The sequence below is a fragment of the Geitlerinema sp. PCC 7407 genome, assembly GCF_000317045.1.
Classification (GTDB): domain Bacteria; phylum Cyanobacteriota; class Cyanobacteriia; order PCC-7407; family PCC-7407; genus PCC-7407.
In genome coordinates this window covers 2,659,265-2,681,468 of sequence record NC_019703.1, presented here as the reverse complement: position 1 = coordinate 2,681,468, position 22,204 = coordinate 2,659,265, and the positions used below count along the sequence as shown (strand labels likewise).

Sequence of the window (22,204 nt, the reverse complement as noted above, 5' to 3'; positions counted from 1 at the left end):
GGGCGATCGCCCTAGAGTGGATGTGTCTTGTCGGCCTGCAAGACCGCTAGAGCGCGGCTTGCTCAGTGAGCTGCGGGAGCCGGAGCGGCTGGATCGCCTGCTCGATGGCCCCTTCCACCTTGCTGAAAAAAGCCTCCTCAGAAAACTGGCTGAGGGCGTGCTCGCGAATGCTGTGATAGTTCCACGGGATGTCCTGGGCTGCGAGGAGCGCGCTGTGAATATCGCCGGGGGTTTGGCGACGAAACAGCAGCCCCGTTTTGCCGTGGACCTGGGTGTCGAGGACGCCGCCCGCGCCGTAGGCGATCACGGGCGTGCCGCTGGCGTTGGCCTCGACGGGCACCAGGCCGTAGTCTTCGAGGGCGGCCACGATGACAGCGCGGGCGCGGGCCATCAGCTGGGTGCGCTCCTCATCGCTGACGTGGCCCAAGAAGGTGATGTTGTCGAGGGCGCGGGCCTGAAGGCGATCGCGCTCGGGACCATCGCCCGTGATCACCAGGGGCCAGCCCAGCCAGTTAAACGCCTCCACAATCACGTCAATGCGCTTGTAGCTAATCAGTCGAGAAGAGACCAGATAAAAATCTTCTTTCTGATCGCAAAAGACAAACTTTTGACTGTTGATCGGGTAGTTCACCACGGTGGCTGGTTTGCTGTAGACCCGCTCAATCCGCTGGGCCACGGTGGTCGAGTTGGCGATATAGAGATCGGGCTCCTGAGAATAGCGCAGGTCATACTCGCGCATCTGGCGAAAGACCTGTTCTAGCAGGGGAGAGAAGCGCTGGTAGGCCGCAAATTCCCGCAGATAGGTTTTGGTATCCCACAAAAATCGGGTGACATTGTGGCAAAAGCAGATGTGGATCGCATCGGGCCGCTTGCGCACTGCCTTGGCGAAGCTCGTGCTGCTGCTGATGATCAGGTCATAGGCCTGGAGATTGAGCGCCCGAAAGGCCGGGAAGTAGAAGGGAGCCAGGAGACGAAAGTTTTTGGTGGCACCCGGAATCCGCTGCAAAATAGTGGTCTGGACCGGGCGATCGCCCAGGTCGATACTCTGCTGGGGATCATAGAGAGACGTAAAAACATCCGCGTCGGGGTAATGCTTGCAAAGCAGCTCAAAGACACGCTCTGCACCGCCCCGCTGCGTCAAGTAGTCATGAACGAGGGCAATCTTCATGGCTAGTGCTGTCGGGGATAGAGTGGACTGCGATCGCTGCGGCCGGGCCGCAGACGGGGGGCTTCGCCAGTCAATTTAGGTGAGATTTTTGAGATTTGCGGGACGGAGGAACAGCGGTGCGATGGGTCGCTGTGGCTAGGGGCTTGGGGTGGTTCCGGATGCGATCGCGATCTGAGAGGAGGCGGTGCCAGATCCAGTCTGAGCCGCGCTTGAGACAATCAGCACAGATATCACCGTAGCGATTGCCGCGATCGTTACAGACAATCACGCGAGCTTCTGTACTTTGAAATACCTGGCTGCACAAAACGCAGGAATGTTGAGACTTGGATGACGAACTATTGCACTCGATCTGTAGTTGCATGAACAACTCCTGTGGCCACTCGCCACTCAAAAATAGACACAAAAGAGATGGACGTTAGCCGAGAGATCGGGATGTTTTGAGTAATACCAAAAGAATATTGAGGTAGATCGCGTTGGGCCTTGGGAGCCGACCTGTGATGCCTAGGGCTCTACCAGGCTCAAGAACACACAGGGAAATCAGGAAGAACAAAACTCGTGAAAGATTGGTAGATACCTGGCGTCTTCTACGGCGGCCTGCACTTCGCCTAGAAGCGGGTAGACGACCATCTAAGCGATCAAATTCACGGATTTCGCTGATTCATGAATTTGTTGCTGATTGTCAAGCTCTATCGAACGATACGGAGTTTCCCAGACCTCAAGCATCAACCCTGAGAGATACTTTTGAGATGGAAATCTTGCCGGAAATCTCTCTTGGGCTATATAGACGCAATGATTTTCACGATTTTTCTAAAAATCAGATTTTGTCAGGGAACCTCCGAAAATAAAGCGCGTCCCTGAGACCTAGTGTGTGAATTTTCCCTGTCTGGGAGCGATCGCGCCAAAATCTGTCAAAGACGCTTTGGAAGGAGGTTTTCGGCTCTCTGCTGACTTCTAGATCAGACCCCAGAAGGGATCATTTTCCTTCTCTCTCTGCTAGACTGCCTGAGCTATCCTTTTCTCGGTTTCCGCAGTTTCTGAATTCTTCTCGATCGGGTTCTATGCTGCGCTGCTTTATTCTCTAGCGCTCCACCTCGATCGCGGGTTGATTGTCAACGCTCACGACCTACCCTACTGAAGATCAGACCGCTCCGGGCTGTCGTTTAGCTTTCTTTTACTTTTTGGACGGCTGCTCGGCGCTACTCAAGACCTAAAGGAGAAACGATGGTGGCTCAGTCACAAATAGATCCATCCTCTGAGTATGATGCACCGATCGCGGCTGTTGCTCTGGCCTCTGTAGCCGCTACAGAGCTGCGACCTTGGGGATCTTTTACGGTGCTAGAAACCGGGCGCGGCTACAAAATCAAGCGCATCGAAGTGAAGCCCAGTCATCGCTTGAGCCTGCAGATGCACCATCACCGTAGCGAGCACTGGATCGTGGTTTCGGGGACAGCAAAGGTAACTTGCGGAGAGGATGTTCGTATCCTTTATTGTAATCAGTCCACGTATGTTCCGCAGTGTGTGAAGCACCGCTTGGAGAATCCTGGCGTAATTCCACTGGTGCTCATTGAGGTGCAAAACGGTGAATATCTAGGAGAAGACGATATTACTCGCTTCGAAGACGATTACGCCCGTCAAGCAGCTATTCAATAATGCGTATCCTCCATCTGTTGAATCACGTCCAAGAAATTGGCAACGGCATTGTGAACGTGGCAGTGGATTTGGCCTGCGCCCAGGCCTCGGCGGGCTGCACAGTGGTCGTCGCTTCGGCGGGAGGCGGCTACGAAGATCTCTTGGCGCGCCATGGAGTCCGCCACGCGCTGCTAGATCAGCGCCGCCGTCCCAGCAATCTGCTGCCCATGGCGCGCCGCTATCGGGCGATCGCCCAAGAGTGTCAGCCGGACATCGTCCACGCCCACATGATGACGGGGGTGGTGCTGGCGCGATCGCTGCGAGGCAATCAGTCTTATAGTCTGGTCTCCACGGTCCACAATGAGTTTCAGCGCAGCGCCATCCTCATGGGCCTGGCCGATCGCGTGGTGGCGGTCAGCGAGGCGGTGGCGCGATCGATGATGCGGCGCGGCGTCCCGGCGGCGAAGCTGCGCGTGATCTGCAATGGGGCGCTGCACACGCCCCGCCAGCGCCGCAATCTCGATCCGCTGCCTCTCCAGCGACCGGCGATCGCCACGGTGGCCGGCATGTATCACCGCAAGGGCATCGCTGAGCTGATTGAGGCCTTTTCTCAGGTGGCAGCCCAGTTCCCGGCGGCCCATCTCTATCTCATTGGCAATGGACCGGATCGGCGACAGTTTGAGCAGCTAGCCGCCCAGACTCCCTGGGGCGATCGCATTCACTTTGAGGGCTTTCAGCCCGATCCCCAGCGCTACCTTCAATCCACCGATATTTTTGTGCTGGCGTCGCGGCGAGAACCCTTTGGGCTGGTGCTGGCGGAGGCTCGGGCCGCAGGGTGTGCCGTTGTTGCCAGTGATGTCGACGGGATTCCTGAGGTGCTAGAGCACGGCCGGACGGGATGGCTGGTCCCACCGGCTGACAGCGAGGCGATCGCCCAGGCCCTGACGGCGCTGCTCCAAGACCCGACGCAGCTTGCCTACTGGAAGGGCCGCGCCCAGCAAAATCTTGACTGGCTCAGCGTTGACCGGATGCACCGGGAAACCCTGGCGCTCTACGCAGAACTACAGCCCTCTCAAAGTGCTATTTCTCATGCCCAAAAGTCTCTCACACCGATGCAGCGCTGAAGCTTGATTAGCTTAGAGACGTTTGGGAGAGATCCCAAGACACGCTATCGATTCCCAATACTTTCGTCTCTCTAAGGGCCTTGAGAGATCAAGCCGATGGGATTCGCAGAGAGATAGTTGTCAAATTTTTAATTTGAGTCCTGAAGTGCTGCTTTCGCGGGGCGATCGCGCGATCGCGTGATGCCTTGAGAAAGACATTGCGAGGTTTAACTGTGCAAAATTTTTCAGAATTGCCGCTGGTATCGGTGATTATTCCGGCCTATAACGCGGAGGCGTTTATTGCCCGTACCCTGGAGTCAGTTCTGGCTCAGACCTACTCCCACTTTGAAGTATTGGTCGTGGATGATGGCTCGCGCGATCGCACCGCAGAAATAGTCCAAGACTTTGCAGAGCGCGATCGCCGAGTGACCCTGATCCGGCAGGAGAATGCGGGGGTGGCGATCGCCCGCAACCACGCCATTCAGCGAGCCCAGGGAACCCTGATCGCGCCGGTAGATGCAGATGACATCTGGTATCCCCAAAAGCTCGAAAAACAAGTTGCCTGTCTCCAGGCCCAGGGGCTGGAGGTGGGCCTAGTCTATTCTTGCTCGGTGCTCATTGATGAAGACGATCGGATCTTGGGCCGTTATTCTCGCCGCCAGAAGTTCAAGCCGGGGGGACCCATTCTCGCCTCTCTGATTTGCTCTAATTTTCTGGATAACGCCAGTTCTCCCTTGATTCGGCGAGAGTGCTTTGAGCGCATCGGCGGCTATGATCCGACCCTCAAAGCCCGCAATGCTCAGGGGTGCGAAGATTGGGATCTCTATTTGCGAATTGCTGAGCACTATCACTTTGCAGTGACGCCAGACTATCTCATCGGCTATCGCCAGTCCCTGGGCAGCATGGCGACCAATAGCGTAGCGATGGCCCGGTCCTATGAGTTTGTGATGGAGGCGATCGCCGCTAAGCATCCCGAAATTCCCCCTGTGATCTATCAGTGGTCCCGGGGGATGTTTTATGAGTATTTAGCCGGTAAAAGTTTTCAGGGCGGCGATCATTGGCGAACCTTGACGTGGCTGGGCCATAGCCTCCAGCAAGACTGGGGCATTCTCCTGCGCCCTGGGATCTATCACATGTTGCTCTTGTGCTGTATCAAATTGCTGGTGTTCCCGCTCAGCTCGCTGATTTGGCCAGATCATAGGTCGTGGATGCGCTTCCGAAACCGCTTTCGCTTGCCTCAGCGATCGCTGTCGATCGAGGAAATTAATGCCTCTATCGGAGCGACTGCCCCTCGCGTCTGGAAACCCTACGACTATCTGCTGATCCGTCGCCTCCAAACCACGCAGGATCTGGCCCGTTTATGGGGCCTTTCTTACCTAGGAGCGAGCCCCCAGCCTGCGATCGCCAATCTCTCTTCTGATCTCTCTATCTCCGCGTCCTAAATGCAGGAAGCTCAAGCAATCCGAAAATTATGGCCGCTGCTCAAACTCTATCCCAGCGCCATCCCTGTGATTGTGCTGACGGGGACTTTGGCCTCTCTTTCTGAGGGCCTAGGTATTAGCTTATTTATCCCTTTGCTTCAGAGTTTGATCCAGGGAGAAACTGCGCAGCTTCCTCCCTTTTTGGCCAGTATCACTGCGCTATTTGAGACCTTTGCGCCTCAGACTCGCTTTCTAATGATTGGCGGGCTGATCTTCACAAGTATTCTGCTCAAAAGTCTGCTGCTGTATGGCAACACGATCTTCTTTTCGTGGCTAAATTGGCGAATCAGCCACCGCCTGCGGGCCGGGATTTTTCAGCAGCTTTTGCGGGTGAGCTATACCTTTCTCGATCGCTATCCCTCGGGTAAGTTTCTCAGCACCCTCGATAACGAGACCTGGCGCACCAGTCAGGCGCTTTCGGGCTTGGTCTCTCTGGTGATTAGCGCCTGCACGGTGATCGTGTTTGGGGTTTTGCTGCTCATGATCTCGTGGCAGCTTACCTTGCTGGTGTCGCTGATGATGGTGATGATTTCGGTTGTGATCCAGCTCCTCACCCGCCAGATCAAGCAGGTGGGCAAGCAGGCTGAGCAGGCAAATGCTGTCTTTGTGCAGCGGATCTGGGATGGCCTGCTGGGGATGCGCGTGATCCGAGCCTTTGGGCGAGAAGACTATGAGCAGCGGCGGTTTGAGCAGGCCTCTCAGCAGGTTTGCCAGAGCTTTATGCAGCTCGATCGCATTCAGGGGGCGGTCAGCCCCGTCTCAGAAGTTCTCTCGACGGCGCTGTTGACCTGTGCGCTGGTGATCGCGCTGCAGAATCCCGCTAATTTGCCAACGTTGCTGACCTTCATTTTTATGCTCTACCGCCTTCAGCCCCACGTGCGGCAGATCGATGGAGCCCGGGTCAATCTCATCTCTCTATCCACGGCGGTGGATGATGTGACCAGTCTCTTGGAGACCCACGATAAACCCTATATTCAGTCGGGATATCAGCGATTTTGGGGATTGCAGCGAGCGATCGCCCTTAGAGGCGTCAGCTTTCGCTATCATCCCCAGGAACCAGAGATCTTGCAGCATCTCACCCTGACGATTCCCCAGGGAAAAACAACTGCGATCGTCGGTCCTTCGGGAGCCGGAAAGTCAACGCTCATTCACCTGATTTGCCGCTTCTATGACCCGACAGCGGGTGAGATCTGGATAGACGATCAGCGTTTGCAAGATCTCCACTTGCCAGACTGGCGGCGACACATCGCCATCGTCAGTCAAAGCGTACATATCTTTAGTACGACGATCCGAGACAACATTGCCTACGGCTGCCTAGAGGCAACGGAGGCGGAGATCGTTGCGGCGGCCCAGAAAGCTCACGCCCACGAGTTCATTACTCAGTTGCCCCAGGGCTATGACACCGTGGTGGGTGAGCAGGGCATTCGGCTGTCGGGGGGCCAGCGTCAGCGGATTGCCCTGGCGCGAGCGATGATTGCCCGCCCTAGCATTCTCATTTTGGATGAGGCGACGAATGCCCTCGACAGCATTTCAGAACATCTCATCCAAGAGGCGATCGCTGCTTTTAGTCAGCAGTGTACGGTGATCGTGATTGCGCATCGTCTATCGACCATTGAGCAAGCGGATCAGATCGTGGTGATAGAGTCAGGCCGCATTCGCGAGCAGGGAAGCTTTGGCGAGCTGCTGCGGCAAGATCAGCTTTTTGCCCAGCTCTATCGCCTCCAAAATCGCTCTTCTTTCTCGCTTTAATGCTGGATCTGGTTTTTCGAACGCTGCTTTGATCTAGTATCCCGATCTCACCTCAACATAACCATGGAAGATATCTGAGAAGAATTGCCCTCATCCCCCAACCCCTTCTCCCAAGCTTGGGAGAAGGGGAGCTGAAATTTCTTGTCTCTCGCCCAAATTTAGGCAAGAGACAAGGGGGGAGGGTAATAACAAGGATTGGAGCACTTTTTAGAAATCTTCTTAGATCTCCATCAGCGAGCGATCGCCTGCTGATGGTTTTGTATAGAGCCTTTCTGAACTCTCTGGAATAGAAGGCGAGTGATCCTATAGGCCCAGCAAGCGGAAGAGGCCGAAAACGCCGCTCAGGGGTGAGAGAACGGTTCCGATGGCGTCGGAAAGACTAGCAACGTTCGAGCGTCCCACCACGATCGTGTCGTTGTTGCGCAGAGCGGGGTTGGTTTCTTCGCTGATACCGGCTGCTAGATCGATCTCGATTTCGCGCTTAGAGACTGTGCCGTCCGGATTGAGGCGGACCAAGGTGACCTCGCTCTTTTTCGCGCGCCGGTTGTTGAAGCCGCCCGCTGCCAGCACGGCCTGATTGAGGGGCGTGTTGGGGGGGACCTTGACGCCGCCCGGATTGACGACCTCACCCACCACATTCACGGTGATTTCATTGGGTGAGAAGCTGGCTGAGGCTAGCTCGGCGGCTTCCTGGGGAGAGAGGGCCGTGGCCGTGGGCACCACAATGGTGTCTCCCTCCTGGAGGGGCAGATCTTGCTGAAGATCGCCCGAGGCCAGGAGATCCCAGAAATTAACGGTGATGAGCTGCTCGCCGCCGCTGCGCGTCAGGCGCTTGATCTGAATATTGCGAATATTGGCAGACTGGGTGATGCCCCCGGCTTCCTGGATCGCCTGAGTGACGGTGGGAATGGGGAGCCGGGTCGCGTTGCTGACCTGGGTGCTGTTGGGGCGGTTGTCGAGGACGTGGGTGCCGGGGCGGTTGACCTCGCCGACGACGGCGACCTGCATGGGGCCGGCGTTGGTGGCGGCGAAGCTGGTGGCGGCGAGCTGACGCGCCTCTGCTAGATCGGTGCTGTCGGTGGCGGGAATGAAGATGCTGTCCCCATCTTGGAGCCGCAAGTCCTGACTAATGTCTCCGGTGCTGGCCAAGGCCCACAGATCGACGGTGAGGACTTCTGCGGCGCCAGAGCTGCCGGGCTGCTGACGGCGCACCTGGACCTGCCGCACGTCAGCGGCCTGGGTGACGCCGCCGCTGAGCTGAATAATCCGGGTGACGGTGGGGACGCTGCCATCGGAGGCGGCGCTGGCGGCGGCGAGAGTGTAGGTGCCGGGACGGCTGACCTCACCGGCGATCGCCACACTCACGGGCCGCGCGCCTAGCAGACTCACGGTCACAATGGGCCGCTGCAACAGCCCCGAAAACCGCTCAGAGACTGCCGCCGCTGCTTGCTGGAGGGTGCGACCCTGCACGGCCACTGGACCCACTTCGGGGAAGTTAACCGTGCCGTTGGGCAGGACGAGATACTCGCCGGTATATTCAGGTACATTGAAAAAATCAACCCGTACTCGATCGCCGGGTCCGAGCAGATAGCCATCCTGACCAGTGATAGGGGCTGGGCTGGGGCCTGAGGGCGGCGGGCTCTGGGCGATCGCTGCTAGAGGCGTGCCAACTAAGACAAGGGTCAGGGCCAAAACGGTAGGGTGCGTTCCCCTTAGGGGCGATCGCTGGTGAGGCGGGGCCAATGGTGTGATGGAACGAGAAAAAATACCCATGGATTGTTTAGACCCAAATGTGAACCAGAGAACTTCCAAAAGCAAAAACCGCGATCGCTTGGTCACTCGAAGGAGTGCTGCTTTAGCGTGGTGCTTTTGAGCAGTCCGGACACCCTAGAAGTCTGAACCGAAGAGAAGTTCCCCCAAAAACGGCCAGAGCCTTACAAATCCGTCTCAAGATACAGCTTGGCTCCATCTTTGGGCTGAGCTCCTAAAACAATAAAACAGCCGATCGCTGCTTCAGACAAAAGAAAAAATAGCCTCTAACGGCCTTACAATTTCTGTCGTTCTGTCACTCAGAAAGCGATCGCTCCCTGATTTTGGGCTTGGGTTTTCTACAAAACTCGATGGACTTGATGCAAAAACGGCATAAAGTACTCGATAAATGTATCAATTAAAACACTTAATTTGCGTAAACTCACCTTGAAATCAGACGAATTTTAAGCCTAAAGGAAATAAAAATTGATGACCAGATCGAAAGAAAATAGGCCTGAAATGCATAGATTTGTGCAAGAATCTATCTGACGGTAGAAGACCAAAAATACTTGCACTGGTGATCTGAATAAATCAAATCTACTCAGATCTCAAGCCTCGGCGACCAACACAACAAGGTTTCGCCTGGTCTTCGCTGAGATTCTACAAATTATAGCTTCACCAAATATTTTGATAGGTGTTTGCTTTAAAAAGCGCTGATAAAACTGTGGAAAACTCGGTCAAAAAACCCCTCGTCTCTCTGTAAAATCATCAGTACGGCCCAGCTTATTGGGAAGACCTGATGGTGACTCAAACTGATCGCATGGCTATTGATCTAGATAAACCAACCCTACAGCAGGTCTTAAAGCTTGCCACTCAGCTCAATACGAAACATCGCCTAAAAATTGTTTCTGAGCTTGTTGCTACGCTCGATTCAGAGCAGCTTGAAGATCTTGTGCTTGCCGTGGAAGAGGCCATCACACTGCGGGCGATTTTGGGAGAAGAATTCGTTTGTGACCACCAGCCAAAGGGTCGCAAAAAAATTGAAATCAAGCACATTAGTGGCCGCTCCTACGCCTACGTCCGCTGGCGCGATCGCTCCCACTCAGACCAGTACCTGGGGCCGCTGCCTTTCCTGCCCGGCAAAACCTATCGCCTGACCCACAAGCTAGATGGCTCGGTGAAAGTGTTTACGGTGCTGGACTGCAACCTGGACGACGAGGAGCAGCCTTACCTCTTGCTAGAGCAAATTGAGCCCTACCCGGCCAAGAAACGCTATCGATACCCTGAATGCCTCAAGCAGGTCTTTCACAAGCGCCAGTGGATAGTAGAGCTTTTGCCGGTGACCCCTAGCGTGACGCCAGAGGTGACCGAGCAGGTAGGCCTTGCGAGCCGCGCTTCTTCAGAGCGCCGCCCGGTGAAATATATTCTTTCCTAGGTCGCGCGCTCTAGGAGCGCACCCATATCCGCTAATAGTCGTAAGACAAAGCTAAGCGCGATCGCTCAAAAGCTCTCCTAGAGAGCGCTTGCAGGAACTGCATCCAGCTTCACAGAATCCGCCTCATAGCGGAAGCCTGAACATCACCCTTACCGATATCTTGATAGAAGAACATCAGGAGTCTTGATGAGCCTCTGACCTTACCGGCCAGGGGCTTTCTTTCTAGGCAGATTTTCAGAATTTTCGGGATTTTCGGAGGGAGCCTCCAGCGATCGATCGAGCCAAAGGGCGATCGCAGGCAACCCAGAGAGAACAGATTGGGGCCAAGCATCCGTGCGGCAGTCCCCCATTAAGCTTTGTGAACTGCGTTGTCCTGGTTCAGATCGGCGAAAGAGTGAGTGGCACACTGAAGCCAAAGCCGATCGAGCCGGGGCAAGCTAGGAACAGAAACGAATCCCATTGCGGCCATTTTTGGGCAGCGTTAGTTTTTGGAGCCCTCACTCGGGAGCGGCAAATGATCATGTCTGGAGGTGCTGGGGGATGCTGATGCTGATCTTCTGGGTAGAAGACGACCGCTATGCGGTGCCCGTTCACCAAATTGTGGAAGTGGTGCCCCTGGTGAAGCTGCGAAAACTCGCCCACGCTTCGGGGGCGATCGCGGGGGTGCTGCGCTACCGCGATCGCCTGGTGCCCGTCATCGACCTGAGCCAAGTCCTGCGCCATCAGCCATCCCAAAATCACCTCAGCACTCGGATCGTGCTGGTGAACTCAACCCTGGGTGATGCGCTGCCCGAACCGGCCGTGGTGGGGTTGATGGCTGAGCGAGTGGTCGAAACGGCAAATTATGCGGTCGACCCGGGTGCCCAAGTGGGAGGGGCTCAGGTTTCTTACCTCGGACATATCCTCGTAGAGGATCAAAGCCTGATCCAGTGCCTTGATCCTGAGGCTTTGTTGGCCGACTGGTCCGGGCTGCTGCTGCCGCTCTTGCAGCAAACGAGTGGGGTTCTCCGCTGAGGGGCTAGAGCTTGCTGCACAAACTTAAATCAAGGGACTCCCGGTTTGAAATGTTGGTTTGATAGGTTGACAGAAAGTGCTTGGATCCACTGATTGCCCTCCCCCACCTATGGCCTATCCCTCGATTGAGTCCTGGATTCGACAGCAGACAGGCCTAGAAGCGAACCTAATCGGCGTCAACCGCTTGGTGCGCGCCGTCAGGCAGCGTATGGATTTTTACCAGCTAGACTCTGTTGATCTCTATTTGAATCGGCTCAAGGTCTCTGCGCAGGAGTTAGATATTCTGCTCGAGCAGATCGTGATTCCTGAAACTTGGTTTTTCCGCAGCCGCGAGTCTTTCCACTACCTCAAAGAGTCTGTGCTCAAGGACTGGCTACCCCAGCATTCTGCTTCTAGGCTGCGGGTGCTGAGTGTGCCTTGCTCGACGGGTGAGGAGCCCTATTCCATCGCGATCGCCCTGCGGGAAATCGGGCTGACCAGTGCCCAATTTCAGATCGACGCGATCGATATCAGCCGACAGGCGATCGCCCATGCGTTGCGAGGAATTTATAGTCCCCACTCATTTCGAGGAAATAGCCCCTCTTTTGGAGCGCGCTACTTTGAACCGACGCCAGAGGGTTTACAAATTCAGCCCCTTTTTCGAGACTCGATCCATTTCTCGGTGGGTAATCTTCTTCAGCCTGCTTTTTGGGTTGATAAGCCTCTCTATGACATTATCTTTTGCCGCAACCTGCTGATCTATTTCGACGGTGAGACGCGACAAAAAGCGAGCCAGATGCTCTATCGCGCTCTCAAAGATCAGGGCGTGCTGTTTGTGGGCCACGCAGAGATGAGCCAGATCTTTGGCCAGCGCTTTACACCCGTGCAGTATCCCTTTGCCTTTGCCTATCGCAAGTCTCTCCCTCCCAAGGTGGGCGATCGCCCGAAGCCAAAGCCCGCTGAGCGATCGCTGCCGACGCTGGGAACCGTGGCACCGCAGCCTTCTGCTCCCGGTCTGTCTCTCCCAGGACTGTCTCTGGTCTCCAGTGGGCGATCGCTCCCGAGCAAGCCCCAGCCGACGCCGCAGCCTGCGACCCCAGAGCCAGACAATCTCTTGGCCCAAGCCCGCACGCTAGCCGATCAGGGAAATCTCTCCCAGGCAATCTATCTCTGCGAGATATTTTTGCGAAGCGATCGCACCAACGCAGACGTCTATACTTTGCTAGGACAGCTTCAGCAGGCCAGCGGCCAAGAAGTAGAAGCAGAACAGTCTTTCCAAAAGGCGATTTATCTTCAGCCACGGGCCGAAGAGGCATTAGTGCATCTGGCGCTGTTGCGGGAGCAGCAGGGAGATACGAGCAGCGCGACCCTGCTGTGGCAGCGAGTGCATCGACTGCGATCGCCCCAGGCCGACCTGCCTTGAAACTAGACCTAATTAGATTTGATGGCTATCTTCTGGCGATCGCGAAGCGATCGAGTGGGCAGGCACTCACCTAGAAGACTTTTTGCAGCGTTTTGCACCGCAAAGAGAGATCTAAATAAAAACCCTTGCGGCGCTATTAGAGATCTGGGTAAGAGACGCGTCCAGCTTTCTGCCCCAGACTCGTTCTCACTGTGTGCAGCTCAAAGAACATAGATATTAGCCCTTAGATTGCCAAGGCTAAAACCAACTCAACAATCTATTTTGAGTAGACTAATCATGTTAAATCTAAACATGCATAGGTTCATTTTTGAGGATATTCATTCGCGATGTATGTAGTAATTGGCGGTGCAGGAATGATGGGCTTGGGCCTAGCCCAACAATTATTAAACCAGGGTCATACAGTGGCCATCATCGATATTGATCCCCTGGCCTGCCGCTTTGCGCGGGAGAAAATTGGCGTGATGGCCTTTGAAGGCAGTGCTGTCAGCACGACCGTTCTCCTCGAAGCAGGCATTCGTCAGGCCAATGCAGTGGTCGCAGCTCTGAGAAGTGACGCCCTCAATTTAGCGTTGATCACGCTCTCAAGAAGCTACGGGATCTCTCATATCGTGGTGCGGATGCGCGATCGCGAGTTTTTGGAAGCCTATCGTCTTGCCCAAGCCAGCCACGTGATCAGCACAGTGGATTTGGCCGTCGCAACGATGGCAAACGCAATCGAATACCCCGAAGTAGAGTCGATGATGCACTTTGAGCAGGGGCAGGTAGAGGTTTTAAAGCTTCCGGTGCCCAGCGGCTGCTATGCAGCAGGGCGTAGTCTTGCTCAGATCGCCCAGGATCCTCGTTTCCCGACCGGTTCCCTGATCATTGGCTATCAGCACCACTCCTGCGCAAATCTGGAAATTCCCAACGGCAACACGGTCCTAGAAGCGGGCTCAACCATCCTGGTTGTGACCCGCTCCGAATCAGTCCACCCCATGATCGACTTTCTGGGAATTCACCCTAGTCATCTTCCAATGAAAGAAGTTTCTCATCCAAATTTTTGATGTAAGGCTGCACTAGATCCTCAGGAACGATTCGTTTGCGGAGGGCATCGCGAACGGCTCCTTTTTCGGCCAGCAGCAGCTGTCGTCGAATAGTGTCGAGTCCGCTGCGATCGCTCTTGAGCTGACCTGCTCGATATTGGTTGTGCAGATCCCGCAAGACCCGCTCTGATTGGGCAACCCGCGCTTGATAGGACGCCCAGAGTTCTTCGTATACAGCCTTGGGCAATACCCCTGACTTCAGCAAACTATCCAGCTCATCTTGGGCTGCTTTCGCAGCAATGAGTTGAATCTGGAGCTCTCCAACTTGCTCCATCGCGTCCGAGGATTTGCCGATCTGGAGTCGCTTGACCAGCCAAGGTAAGCTGAGCCCCTGCCCCACTAGGGAGAACAAAACTGCACCGAACACCAGCGCAATAATGCTTTCCCGTCCGGCCAAGGTGAGGGGAATGCTCAGCGCTAGGGCCATGGAGAGAGAACCCTTGATGTTGCCCAAAAATAGAACGTGTTGCCAGCGCAGAGGAATGGGGCGATCGAACCAGCGCAGCCCCGCCAGCAATAGGTAGACAGAGAGAATCCGCCCCAGCTGGTACGCCAGAATCACCAGCAAAATAGAAGGCAAAATCCTCCACAGGGTGCCGGGATTGATCTCAATCCCAATCAGCAGAAAAATAAACGTATTGACGCCAAATCCGGCATATTCCCAGAAGCTCAGCAAAGACATGCGATCGGAGGCAGATGTGCTCTGAGGCAAGCCGAGATTGCCAAAAATCAGTCCGGCAATCACGACTGAAACAGCCCCGGATACTCCTAAAAATTGGCCGATCTGAAAGGTTCCTAATGCTAAAGCACCGGTCAACAACAGGCTGCTCAAAGGATCATTCAAGCGAGCAAAAATAGGCAGGCTTAAATAGCCAAGTATCGCTCCTAAAAGTGCTCCGCCTACTGCAACAATTAGCAGCTCTTTGATTCCTTCTGCGGCGGTTAAAGAGCCGGTTGTGTAAACAATGAGAATTAAGTTAAAAGAAACTAGAGCCGCCGCGTCGTTGAATAAAGTCTCTCCTTCAACAATGGTCGAGAGCCGAGAAGGGACGCGAATTTCTTTGAAAACGGCAATCATTGAAACGGTATCGGTGTTGGCCAGAATGACTCCGACCAGCAACGCAGGAATCCAGTCTAGACCCAGACTGTATTTCACAATAGTCGCGATGATTGCGGATGAGAAAATCGACCCGGGACCGGCTAAAAGGGTAATGGGTTTAAAAGTACTGCGAAGACGGCTGATATCGGTATTAATGGCCGCTTCAAAAATTAGAATTGGCAGAAAAAGATTGAGAACGAGAGAAGGATCTAGCCCAACCTGCTGCGAAAAAACCTCTGTAATGGGCAATCCTGCTAGCACCAACCCTGTGACGTAGGGAATGCGCAACCGCTGGGTCACCAGAGCAACGACAGTTGCGATCAGGAGCAAAATAATCAGAACAATGACCAGTTCAGGAATGCTACCTGCCGCTTGACTACTTTCAATAGAGTTGCTGTCTAGTGGATTTTGCTGTGCGACAATCCATCCCATTGCTGATCCTCCCATAGATTTCTTTTTTCAAGAGTCGTGAGATTAGCGATCGCTGAGTTTCTGTTAGGGAATTTAATCCGGCTCGAAGTAAAGATACTGCATAGGGTATGATAAACCAAATATTGCGAAAACTTTGTTTTCTCAGTAAGTATTTAATTTTTTTGAATGATTCAACTGAATTTTATTATCTGTATTTATTCAGGTTAAATTGTCGAGTTTTTGATTAATTCTGCTCTATGATTCTTGGTAAAGATATTAATAAAATTATCAAAAATAGTAATTTATCTTAAATATCTAATTCGGTTGATTTGAAAATTAATTTTCGATATTGATTTAGATTGTGCTGGCCCTAAAGGCAAAATTAAAAACTAAGCAGCAAAAATCTAGGGCGATCGCTGATCTTCATTTTTTTCTATGACCGTCCTCAAAAAGCACCGCTGTCTATCGCTGGCTCTAGGATAAGAAATACTTAAGATTCTCTCTACTCTAGACTGAGACCGTTACGGTACAAATGTAACTTTAGAGAGATGTGGAGAGGTCTGTTAAGGGCTGCTGATTTTGGGCATATTGGGTCTAGATGTCTTGCCCAAGGAGATATAGACCTCAATCATCGTGTTTTTGTGGGAGAAAGGGAGCCGCATGGGTGCTTGAGCCAGCGCTTGCGATATGCCTTCCGTTTGCTTTCTCCTCGGCGAGTCAAGATCTAGGTCGCAGCCTATCTTTGGGGGCGATCGCGTTTTATCTACTCGGTAGGAATTTTTATTGAATGTTCGCCAATCTCAAATTGCGAGACCGCACGCTGCTCGGTTATGCAGTGCCTACTGGTCTCATCTTTATCTTTTGTGGACTGGTTTATTTAACGGCTAGTAAAACGATCCACACGTTTAATCAGGTAGATTCATCCGAAACGGCCATTCTGGGGGCCAATGAAATGGCTCAGGGCCTGATGAACCTCGATCGTCGGGTTCGCCGCTATCTCCTGACAAACAACAGCACGGAAGTGGATCAGCGTATAGCCAGTGATATCGAGCGCATCAATGACGGAGCCGAGTCGATTGGAGCCGTCGTGACCGATCCGGGCCAGGAGTCTCGTCTCCAGGAAATGCTAGTCCTGAGCGAAGAGGTCCAGACGGTTACCCGAGATATCTTGGCAGCAGGCCGAGGGGGAATCAATCCCCGATTAATCCAGAGCTATCTCGATCGCAGCCGAGAGCTCAACGATCGCTTTGAAGCGCTCTACGAAGAGTTTGTAGAGACTGAACAGCGGATCTTAATTGATAATATCCAGGCGACGCGATCGACCTTGAATCTATTGAGTGGCTCAGCGGTTTTGACTGCGATCTTGTCCTTGGCGATCGCCATCTATGCGACCTTTCTCATCGCCAAGTTTTTGGGATCGCGCATCACCCGCGTCGTGCAGATGGCAGAGCGCATCTCCGCAGGCGATCTCACCCAGTCTGCCTCCGGGGAGACCAGCAGCAAAGACGAAGTAGGACAATTGCTGACCGCCTTTGAAGGGATGACCCTCAACCTCAATACGCTGGTGCGTCAGGTGCAGCAGTCGGGGATCCAGGTCACCACCTCCGCCACTCAGATCGCCGCCTCTGGCAAAGAGCTTGAGGCGACGATGACGGAGCAGGTGGCCTCGACCAATCAGGTGGTGGCGACGGCCAAGGAGATCGCGGCCACCTCCGCAGAGCTGCTGCGCACCATGGATGAGGTGACGGCGATGGCTGACGCGACGACTGGCGCTGCTGACAACGGCCAGCAGGGGCTCAGCCGGATGGAAATGACGATGCGCCAGCTAGCAGAGGCCACCAATTCGATCTCTTCTAAGCTGGGGGTCATGAGTGAGAAAGCCAACAACATTAATAATGTGGTGACTACCATCACGAAGGTGGCTGACCAAACCAACTTGCTGTCTCTCAATGCGGCGATCGAAGCGGAGAAAGCAGGCGAGTATGGCCTGGGGTTCGCGGTGGTGGCCCGAGAGATTCGGCGGCTGGCCGATCAGACCGCGGTGGCGACCCTGGATATCGAGCAGATGGTCAAGGAAATGCAGTCTTCGGTTTCGACCGGGGTGATGGAAATGGACAAGTTCGCCCGCGAAGTCGATCGGGGGGTAGAAGATGTGCGCAGCATCAGCTCGCAGCTGGCCCGCGTGATCGAGCAGGTACAGGCGCTGGTGCCGCAGTTCTCCCTGGTCAATCAGGGAATGGACGCTCAGTCTCAGGGGGCGCAGCAGATCAGTGATTCGATGCTGCAGCTGAGTGAGGCGTTTCAGCAGACGGCGACGTCGCTGCGAGAGACCAATAGCGCCATCGAGCAACTCAATGATGTGGCCCAAAATCTGCGTCGAGAGATTTCTCGCTTCCAGGTGGCGAGCTTGTAGATCGCAGACGGAGTATTTTGCTGGGTTGGGAGAAGCGCGATGGCGATTCTGGATGCTTTTGATCAAGATAAGCCGGTGTCCCTGGAGGATCACTGCTGGAATCGGATCGGGGTGCTGGGCGATCGCACGTGCCCGGAGCTGATCCAGGTGACCCACTGCCGCAACTGTCTGGTTTACCGGCTGGCGGGCCGCAACCTGCTCGATCGCGAAGCGCCCCGGGGCTACCGCCATGAGTGGACTGAGCGGCTCTCGGGCGATCGCCGCTTGGATGAGGCGGGCGAGCAGCCCCACGCCCTCAGCCCCCAGGCGCTGGTGTCAGTGGTGATTTTTCGGCTGCGCCAAGAGTGGTTTGCTTTGGTAGCGCCGCTGTTTCGGGAGGTGGCGTCCCCGAGCGTGATTCGGACGCTCCCCCACCGCAGCAATCAGGTGCTTCTGGGCCTAGTGAATATTCGCGGCGAAATCCAGCTCTGCGTTTCCTTGGCGGATCTGCTGGGGCTCGAAGGCAGTGAGGGGCCGTCTCGGGCGATTAGTCCGGTGGTCTATAGCCGCTTTGTGGTAGTGGAGTTTGAGGGGAGTCCGTGGGTGTTTGCGGTGGATGAGCTGTACGGCGTCCATCGCCTGGATGTGAACACGTTGCAGGACACCCCCATCCACGTCACCCAGGCGCGCAGCAATTTCACGCGGGGACTGTTTACCTGGAAAAATCACAGCGTGAGCTATTTAGACGAGGAGCTGCTGTTTCACACCCTAAATCGGAGGGTGCTCTAGGATGAGCGATCGCGATCTGAGTCGTCTTTCAATGCTCGAACTTTTCTGTATGGAGGTTCGGGCTCAAGTGGCCATGCTCAATGAGGGGCTGCTCACCCTGGAGAGTCAGCCGGCTGCTCCGGAGGTGCTGGCGTCGGTGATGCGAGCGGCCCACTCGATCAAGGGGGCGGCTCGCATGGTCCATGTCCAGGCGGCGGTGGCGATCGCCCACGGGATGGAGGACTGCCTGGTGGCGGCCCGCTCCGGCGCGATCGCCCTCACCTCGGCCCACATCGACGGCCTGCTCCAGGGAGCCGATCTGCTCCAGGCGATCGCTGAGCGCAGCCTCGCAGACCCAACCTATGGGATTGCTCCTGAAGATCCCGAGGTCCAGGGGGTGGTGGCGATGCTGAGCGCTTTGATACAGCCCGATCGGCCCCAATCTTCTGAGGCAGAGCCTCTCCCAGAGGCTTTGCCAGAGGCTCTGCCGGATTCTGGCTTATTTCCTGCGACAGAGCGACGGATAGAGCCGCCTCGGACCGACGAACGGGGGCCGAGGGCCGAGGCTCCGGCGCCCCTGGCGGCCTTGCCAGTAGAAGTGCTGTCTCCCGCCGCCCCCGTCTCGCTTGGGGGGCCGCCGAGGGAGACGGGGGCTGAGCGGACGCCCCTGACGCCTGAGGTTCTCTCGCGCAGCAGCGGCGATGCCAGCGGCGCGATCGCCAATCGCGTGGTGCGCGTCAGCGCCGAAAATCTCAACCGCCTGATGGGCCTGGCCGGAGAATCCCTGGTCGAGGCCAACTGGCTGGAGCCCTTCGCCGATTCTCTGCTCAAGCTCAAAGCTTCTCAGCAAGAGCTCTACAGCCATCTTGAGCAGCTCCAAGACATGCTGCGATCGCGCCAGAGCGATCCGCGCCTCGAGGAGCAGTGCAGCCTCACCCTCCAAAAAGCCAACGACTGCCGCCAGCTCCTGAGCGATCGCCAGAGTGAGCTGGATCTCTTTGCCCGCCGCTCCTCAAGCCTGGCCGATCGCCTCTACCGCGAAGTGATCTCGACCCACATGCGCCCCTTTGGCGACAGCGGCCAGGGGTTTCCGCGACTGGTGCGGGACCTGGCCAAGCGCCTCGGCAAACGCGTGCGCCTGGAGATGATCGGCAAGTCGGTCCTGGTCGATCGCGACATCCTGGAAAAACTCGAAGTCCCCCTGACCCACCTGCTCCAAAACGCCATCGACCACGGCGTCGAGCCCCCCGAGGTGCGCCTTGCCCACGGCAAGCCCGCCGAAGGCACCGTCCGCATCGAAGCGGTCCACCGGGCGGGAATGCTGTCGATCACCATCAGCGATGACGGCGGCGGGATCGATCTCGAGCGGCTCCGCGCCCAGGTGATCGCCCGAAACCTGACCGCCCCCGAGATGGCGGACCGGCTGAGCGAAACGGAACTCATGGAGTTTCTCTTTTTGCCGGGATTTTCGACGGTGCAGGCGGTCACCGATGTGTCGGGGCGGGGCGTGGGCCTGGACGTGGTGCAGAGCGTGGTGCAGGAGGTGGGCGGAACTCTGCGGGCCACCTCCCAGTTTGGTCAGGGGATGAGCTTTCATCTCCAGCTGCCCCTGACGCTGTCGGTGATTCGGACGCTGCTGGTCGAAATTTCGGGAGAACCCTACGCCTTCCCGCTCACCCGGATCGATCGCGTGCTGATGCTGTCGCGATCGGAGATTTCCCTCTCAGAAAATCACCCGTTTTTTGTGCTCAATCGCCAGTCCGTGGGCCTGGTGCCAGCCTACCAGGTGCTCCAGCTGCCGCCGCCCAGCGCAGAGACCGAGGTGCTGACGACGGTGGTGATCAGCGATCGCCTCAGCCGCTGCGGCCTAATCGTCGATCGCCTGCTGGGCGAGCACAGCCTGGTGGTGCGGCCCATCGACCCCCGCCTCGGCAAGGTCGCCAACATCAGCGCCGCCGCCCTCCTAGAAGACGGGTCGCCGGTCCTGATCGTCGATGTCGAGGACCTGGTGCGCTCCATCGACAATCTGCTGGTCAGCGGTAAGCTGGGCCAGATCAACCCCATGACCCACCCGGCGATCGCCAAAACCCACAAGCGCGTCCTGGTGGTGGATGACTCGATCACGGTGCGAGAAATGGAGCGCAAGCTGCTCGAGAACAAAGGCTACCAGGTCGAAGTGGCCGTCAACGGCATGGATGGCTGGAACGCCGTCCGGAGTGGCCATTATGATTTAGTGGTGACCGACATCGACATGCCGCGCATGAACGGCATCGAGCTGGTTAACCAAATCAAATCCCACGCCAACTTGAAGCAAACGCCTGTGATCATCGTTTCCTACAAAGACCGCGACGAAGACAAAGTCCTGGGCCTCGACGCGGGCGCTGACTACTACCTCACCAAAAGCAGCTTCCACGACGATACGCTGCTGCGCGCTGTGATTGATTTGATTGGAGAGGCGTAGTTGCTAAAAATTGCGATCGTTAATGACTCACCCATGGCTCTAGAAGTCTTGCGGCGCTTGGTGTCGCAAACGCCTCACTACCAAGTGAGTTGGACGGCCCAGGACGGTGCCGAAGCCGTGGCTCGCTGCGCCGCCGACCTGCCCGACTTGATCTTGATGGATGTTGTGATGCCCATCATGGACGGAGTGGAGGCAACCCGCCGCATCATGGCCTCGACGCCTTGTGCGATTTTGATGGTGACCGCCAGCGTCAATCGCTACGCCGCCGAGGTGTTCACGGCCATGGGCTACGGCGCGCTGGATGCCATCAATACGCCAGCCATCGGTCTCCAGTTCGCCTCCGAGGGCGGCAAAGGCCTGCTCAAGAAGATCAGCGCGATCGCCACGCTGATCGGCAAAGCACCCCGCCGCTCCCTGCTGCGCGATACGCCGCGTCCGGCCCTGGTTTCCCGGCGATCGCGATCGCCCCTGATCGCCATCGGCTCCTCCACCGGCGGTCCCCAGGCCCTCGCCAAAATTTTGTCCGCTCTCCCGGCCACCCTCGACGCCAGCATCGTTGTGGTTCAGCACGTCGATGAGCAGTTTGCCCCGGGGCTAGCCCACTGGCTCAACGATCAAACCCCCCTAACCGTCGACATTGCCCAGGAAGGACAGGCCCCGTCTCCCGGCCATGTATCGATCGCTGGCACCAACGACCACCTCTGTCTCTCTCCCAGCGGTAAGTTCACCTACTGCGCTGAGCCCCAGACCACCTACCGGCCATCCGTGGACGCTCTGTTTGCCAGCCTTGCCCAGCACTGGCCCCAGCCTGACATCGCCGTCATCCTCACCGGCATGGGCCAAGACGGCGCCCAGGGCCTCAAGCTCCTGCGGGACGCTGGCTGGCGCACGATCGCTCAGGACCGCAAAACCTCGGTAGTCTACGGAATGCCTCGGGCTGCCTTCGAGCTGGGGGCCGTAGAGTCCGTCTTGCCCCTAGAGGCGATCGCCCCTGCCTGTCTAGACCACCTCAGTAAAATCCCTTACTAAGCTCAGAGATTTTCCCAGTGCTCTGCCGCTCAGGGAAAATCTCCCAGGCAACTGAGAAGCCCCGCGATGCGCTAGAAGCTATCGGTGGATACAGGAATTCCTGTGACTGGTATCACACGTCAAGAATGCATCATCATTGATAATCAAACAGTCTTAAAATTCCCGAAGCCATCAGAAAAATTACGATAAAAAACTCACAACACGACTCAATCGCAAATTACAAACCTAGCTT

15 protein-coding genes are annotated in these 22,204 nt (G+C 56.0%); 12 read left to right on the top strand and 3 right to left on the bottom strand.

Annotation, left to right across the window (positions count from 1 at the left end; genetic code table 11):
• Nucleotides 1–46 precede the first annotated feature (46 nt).
• Nucleotides 47–1,168 (bottom strand): glycosyltransferase, encoded by a 1,122-nt coding sequence (locus tag GEI7407_RS10945; protein WP_015172229.1) that lies wholly within the window; start codon nt 1,166–1,168, stop codon nt 47–49.
• Between the two features lie 1,221 nt (nt 1,169–2,389).
• Between GEI7407_RS10945 and GEI7407_RS10935 the strand changes: the two genes are divergently transcribed.
• The 4 genes from GEI7407_RS10935 (at nt 2,390) to GEI7407_RS10920 (ending at nt 7,130) form a co-directional block, all read left to right on the top strand.
• On the top strand, nt 2,390–2,818 hold the full coding sequence (locus GEI7407_RS10935) for a phosphomannose isomerase type II C-terminal cupin domain (RefSeq protein ID WP_015172227.1): 429 nt from the start codon (nt 2,390–2,392) through the stop codon (nt 2,816–2,818).
• Complete coding sequence (locus GEI7407_RS10930) at nt 2,818–3,921, top strand: glycosyltransferase family 4 protein (RefSeq protein WP_015172226.1); 1,104 nt, start codon at nt 2,818–2,820, stop codon at nt 3,919–3,921. The genes GEI7407_RS10935 and GEI7407_RS10930 overlap by 1 nt, the downstream gene beginning before the upstream one ends.
• A gap of 212 nt (nt 3,922–4,133) precedes the next feature.
• A complete protein-coding gene (locus GEI7407_RS10925; RefSeq protein WP_015172225.1) occupies nt 4,134–5,342 on the top strand; it encodes a glycosyltransferase family 2 protein in 1,209 nt (402 codons plus the stop codon).
• A 132-nt stretch (nt 5,343–5,474) separates the two neighbouring features.
• Nucleotides 5,475–7,130 carry an ABC transporter ATP-binding protein gene (locus tag GEI7407_RS10920; RefSeq protein ID WP_223294415.1) on the top strand — a complete coding sequence of 552 codons (1,656 nt, stop codon included), beginning with the start codon at nt 5,475–5,477 and terminating at the stop codon, nt 7,128–7,130.
• Nucleotides 7,131–7,433: 303 nt separating this feature from the next.
• Here GEI7407_RS10920 and GEI7407_RS10915 read toward each other — a convergent pair whose 3' ends face one another.
• Nucleotides 7,434–8,822 (bottom strand): SLBB domain-containing protein, encoded by a 1,389-nt coding sequence (locus GEI7407_RS10915; RefSeq protein ID WP_223294414.1) that lies wholly within the window; start codon nt 8,820–8,822, stop codon nt 7,434–7,436.
• 856 nt (nt 8,823–9,678) lie between these two features.
• Between GEI7407_RS10915 and GEI7407_RS10910 the strand changes: the two genes are divergently transcribed.
• From GEI7407_RS10910 to GEI7407_RS10895, 4 genes are all read left to right on the top strand, one after another.
• Nucleotides 9,679–10,314 carry a hypothetical protein gene (locus tag GEI7407_RS10910; RefSeq protein ID WP_015172222.1) on the top strand — a complete coding sequence of 212 codons (636 nt, stop codon included), beginning with the start codon at nt 9,679–9,681 and terminating at the stop codon, nt 10,312–10,314.
• A gap of 540 nt (nt 10,315–10,854) precedes the next feature.
• Nucleotides 10,855–11,328, top strand: coding sequence for a chemotaxis protein CheW (locus tag GEI7407_RS10905; RefSeq protein WP_015172221.1), 474 nt, complete (start codon nt 10,855–10,857; stop codon nt 11,326–11,328).
• Nucleotides 11,329–11,437: 109 nt separating this feature from the next.
• Nucleotides 11,438–12,730 carry a protein-glutamate O-methyltransferase CheR gene (locus GEI7407_RS10900; protein WP_015172220.1) on the top strand — a complete coding sequence of 431 codons (1,293 nt, stop codon included), beginning with the start codon at nt 11,438–11,440 and terminating at the stop codon, nt 12,728–12,730.
• Between the two features lie 326 nt (nt 12,731–13,056).
• Complete coding sequence (locus tag GEI7407_RS10895; RefSeq protein WP_015172219.1) at nt 13,057–13,773, top strand: TrkA family potassium uptake protein; 717 nt, start codon at nt 13,057–13,059, stop codon at nt 13,771–13,773.
• On the opposite strand, the gene GEI7407_RS10890 is transcribed toward GEI7407_RS10895, so the two are convergent.
• Entirely contained in the window at nt 13,730–15,343 is a 1,614-nt protein-coding gene (locus GEI7407_RS10890) for a sodium:proton antiporter (RefSeq protein ID WP_015172218.1), read from the bottom strand. The genes GEI7407_RS10895 and GEI7407_RS10890 overlap by 44 nt on opposite strands.
• Nucleotides 15,344–16,109: 766 nt before the next feature.
• Here GEI7407_RS10890 and GEI7407_RS10885 point away from each other — a divergent pair.
• From GEI7407_RS10885 to GEI7407_RS10870, 4 genes are read left to right on the top strand one after another with little or no spacing between them, the layout of a single operon-like run.
• The gene (locus GEI7407_RS10885) at nt 16,110–17,735 is read left to right on the top strand and encodes a methyl-accepting chemotaxis protein (protein WP_015172217.1); all 1,626 of its coding nucleotides are present in this window, start codon (nt 16,110–16,112) and stop codon (nt 17,733–17,735) included.
• Nucleotides 17,736–17,774: 39 nt separating this feature from the next.
• Nucleotides 17,775–18,503, top strand: a complete 729-nt coding sequence (locus GEI7407_RS10880; protein ID WP_015172216.1) for a chemotaxis protein CheW — start codon at nt 17,775–17,777, stop codon at nt 18,501–18,503.
• Between the two features lies 1 nt (nt 18,504).
• Nucleotides 18,505–20,943, top strand: a complete 2,439-nt coding sequence (locus GEI7407_RS10875) for a hybrid sensor histidine kinase/response regulator (protein WP_015172215.1) — start codon at nt 18,505–18,507, stop codon at nt 20,941–20,943.
• Nucleotides 20,944–21,972, top strand: a complete 1,029-nt coding sequence (locus GEI7407_RS10870) for a chemotaxis response regulator protein-glutamate methylesterase (RefSeq protein ID WP_015172214.1) — start codon at nt 20,944–20,946, stop codon at nt 21,970–21,972.
• Nucleotides 21,973–22,204 lie beyond the last annotated feature (232 nt).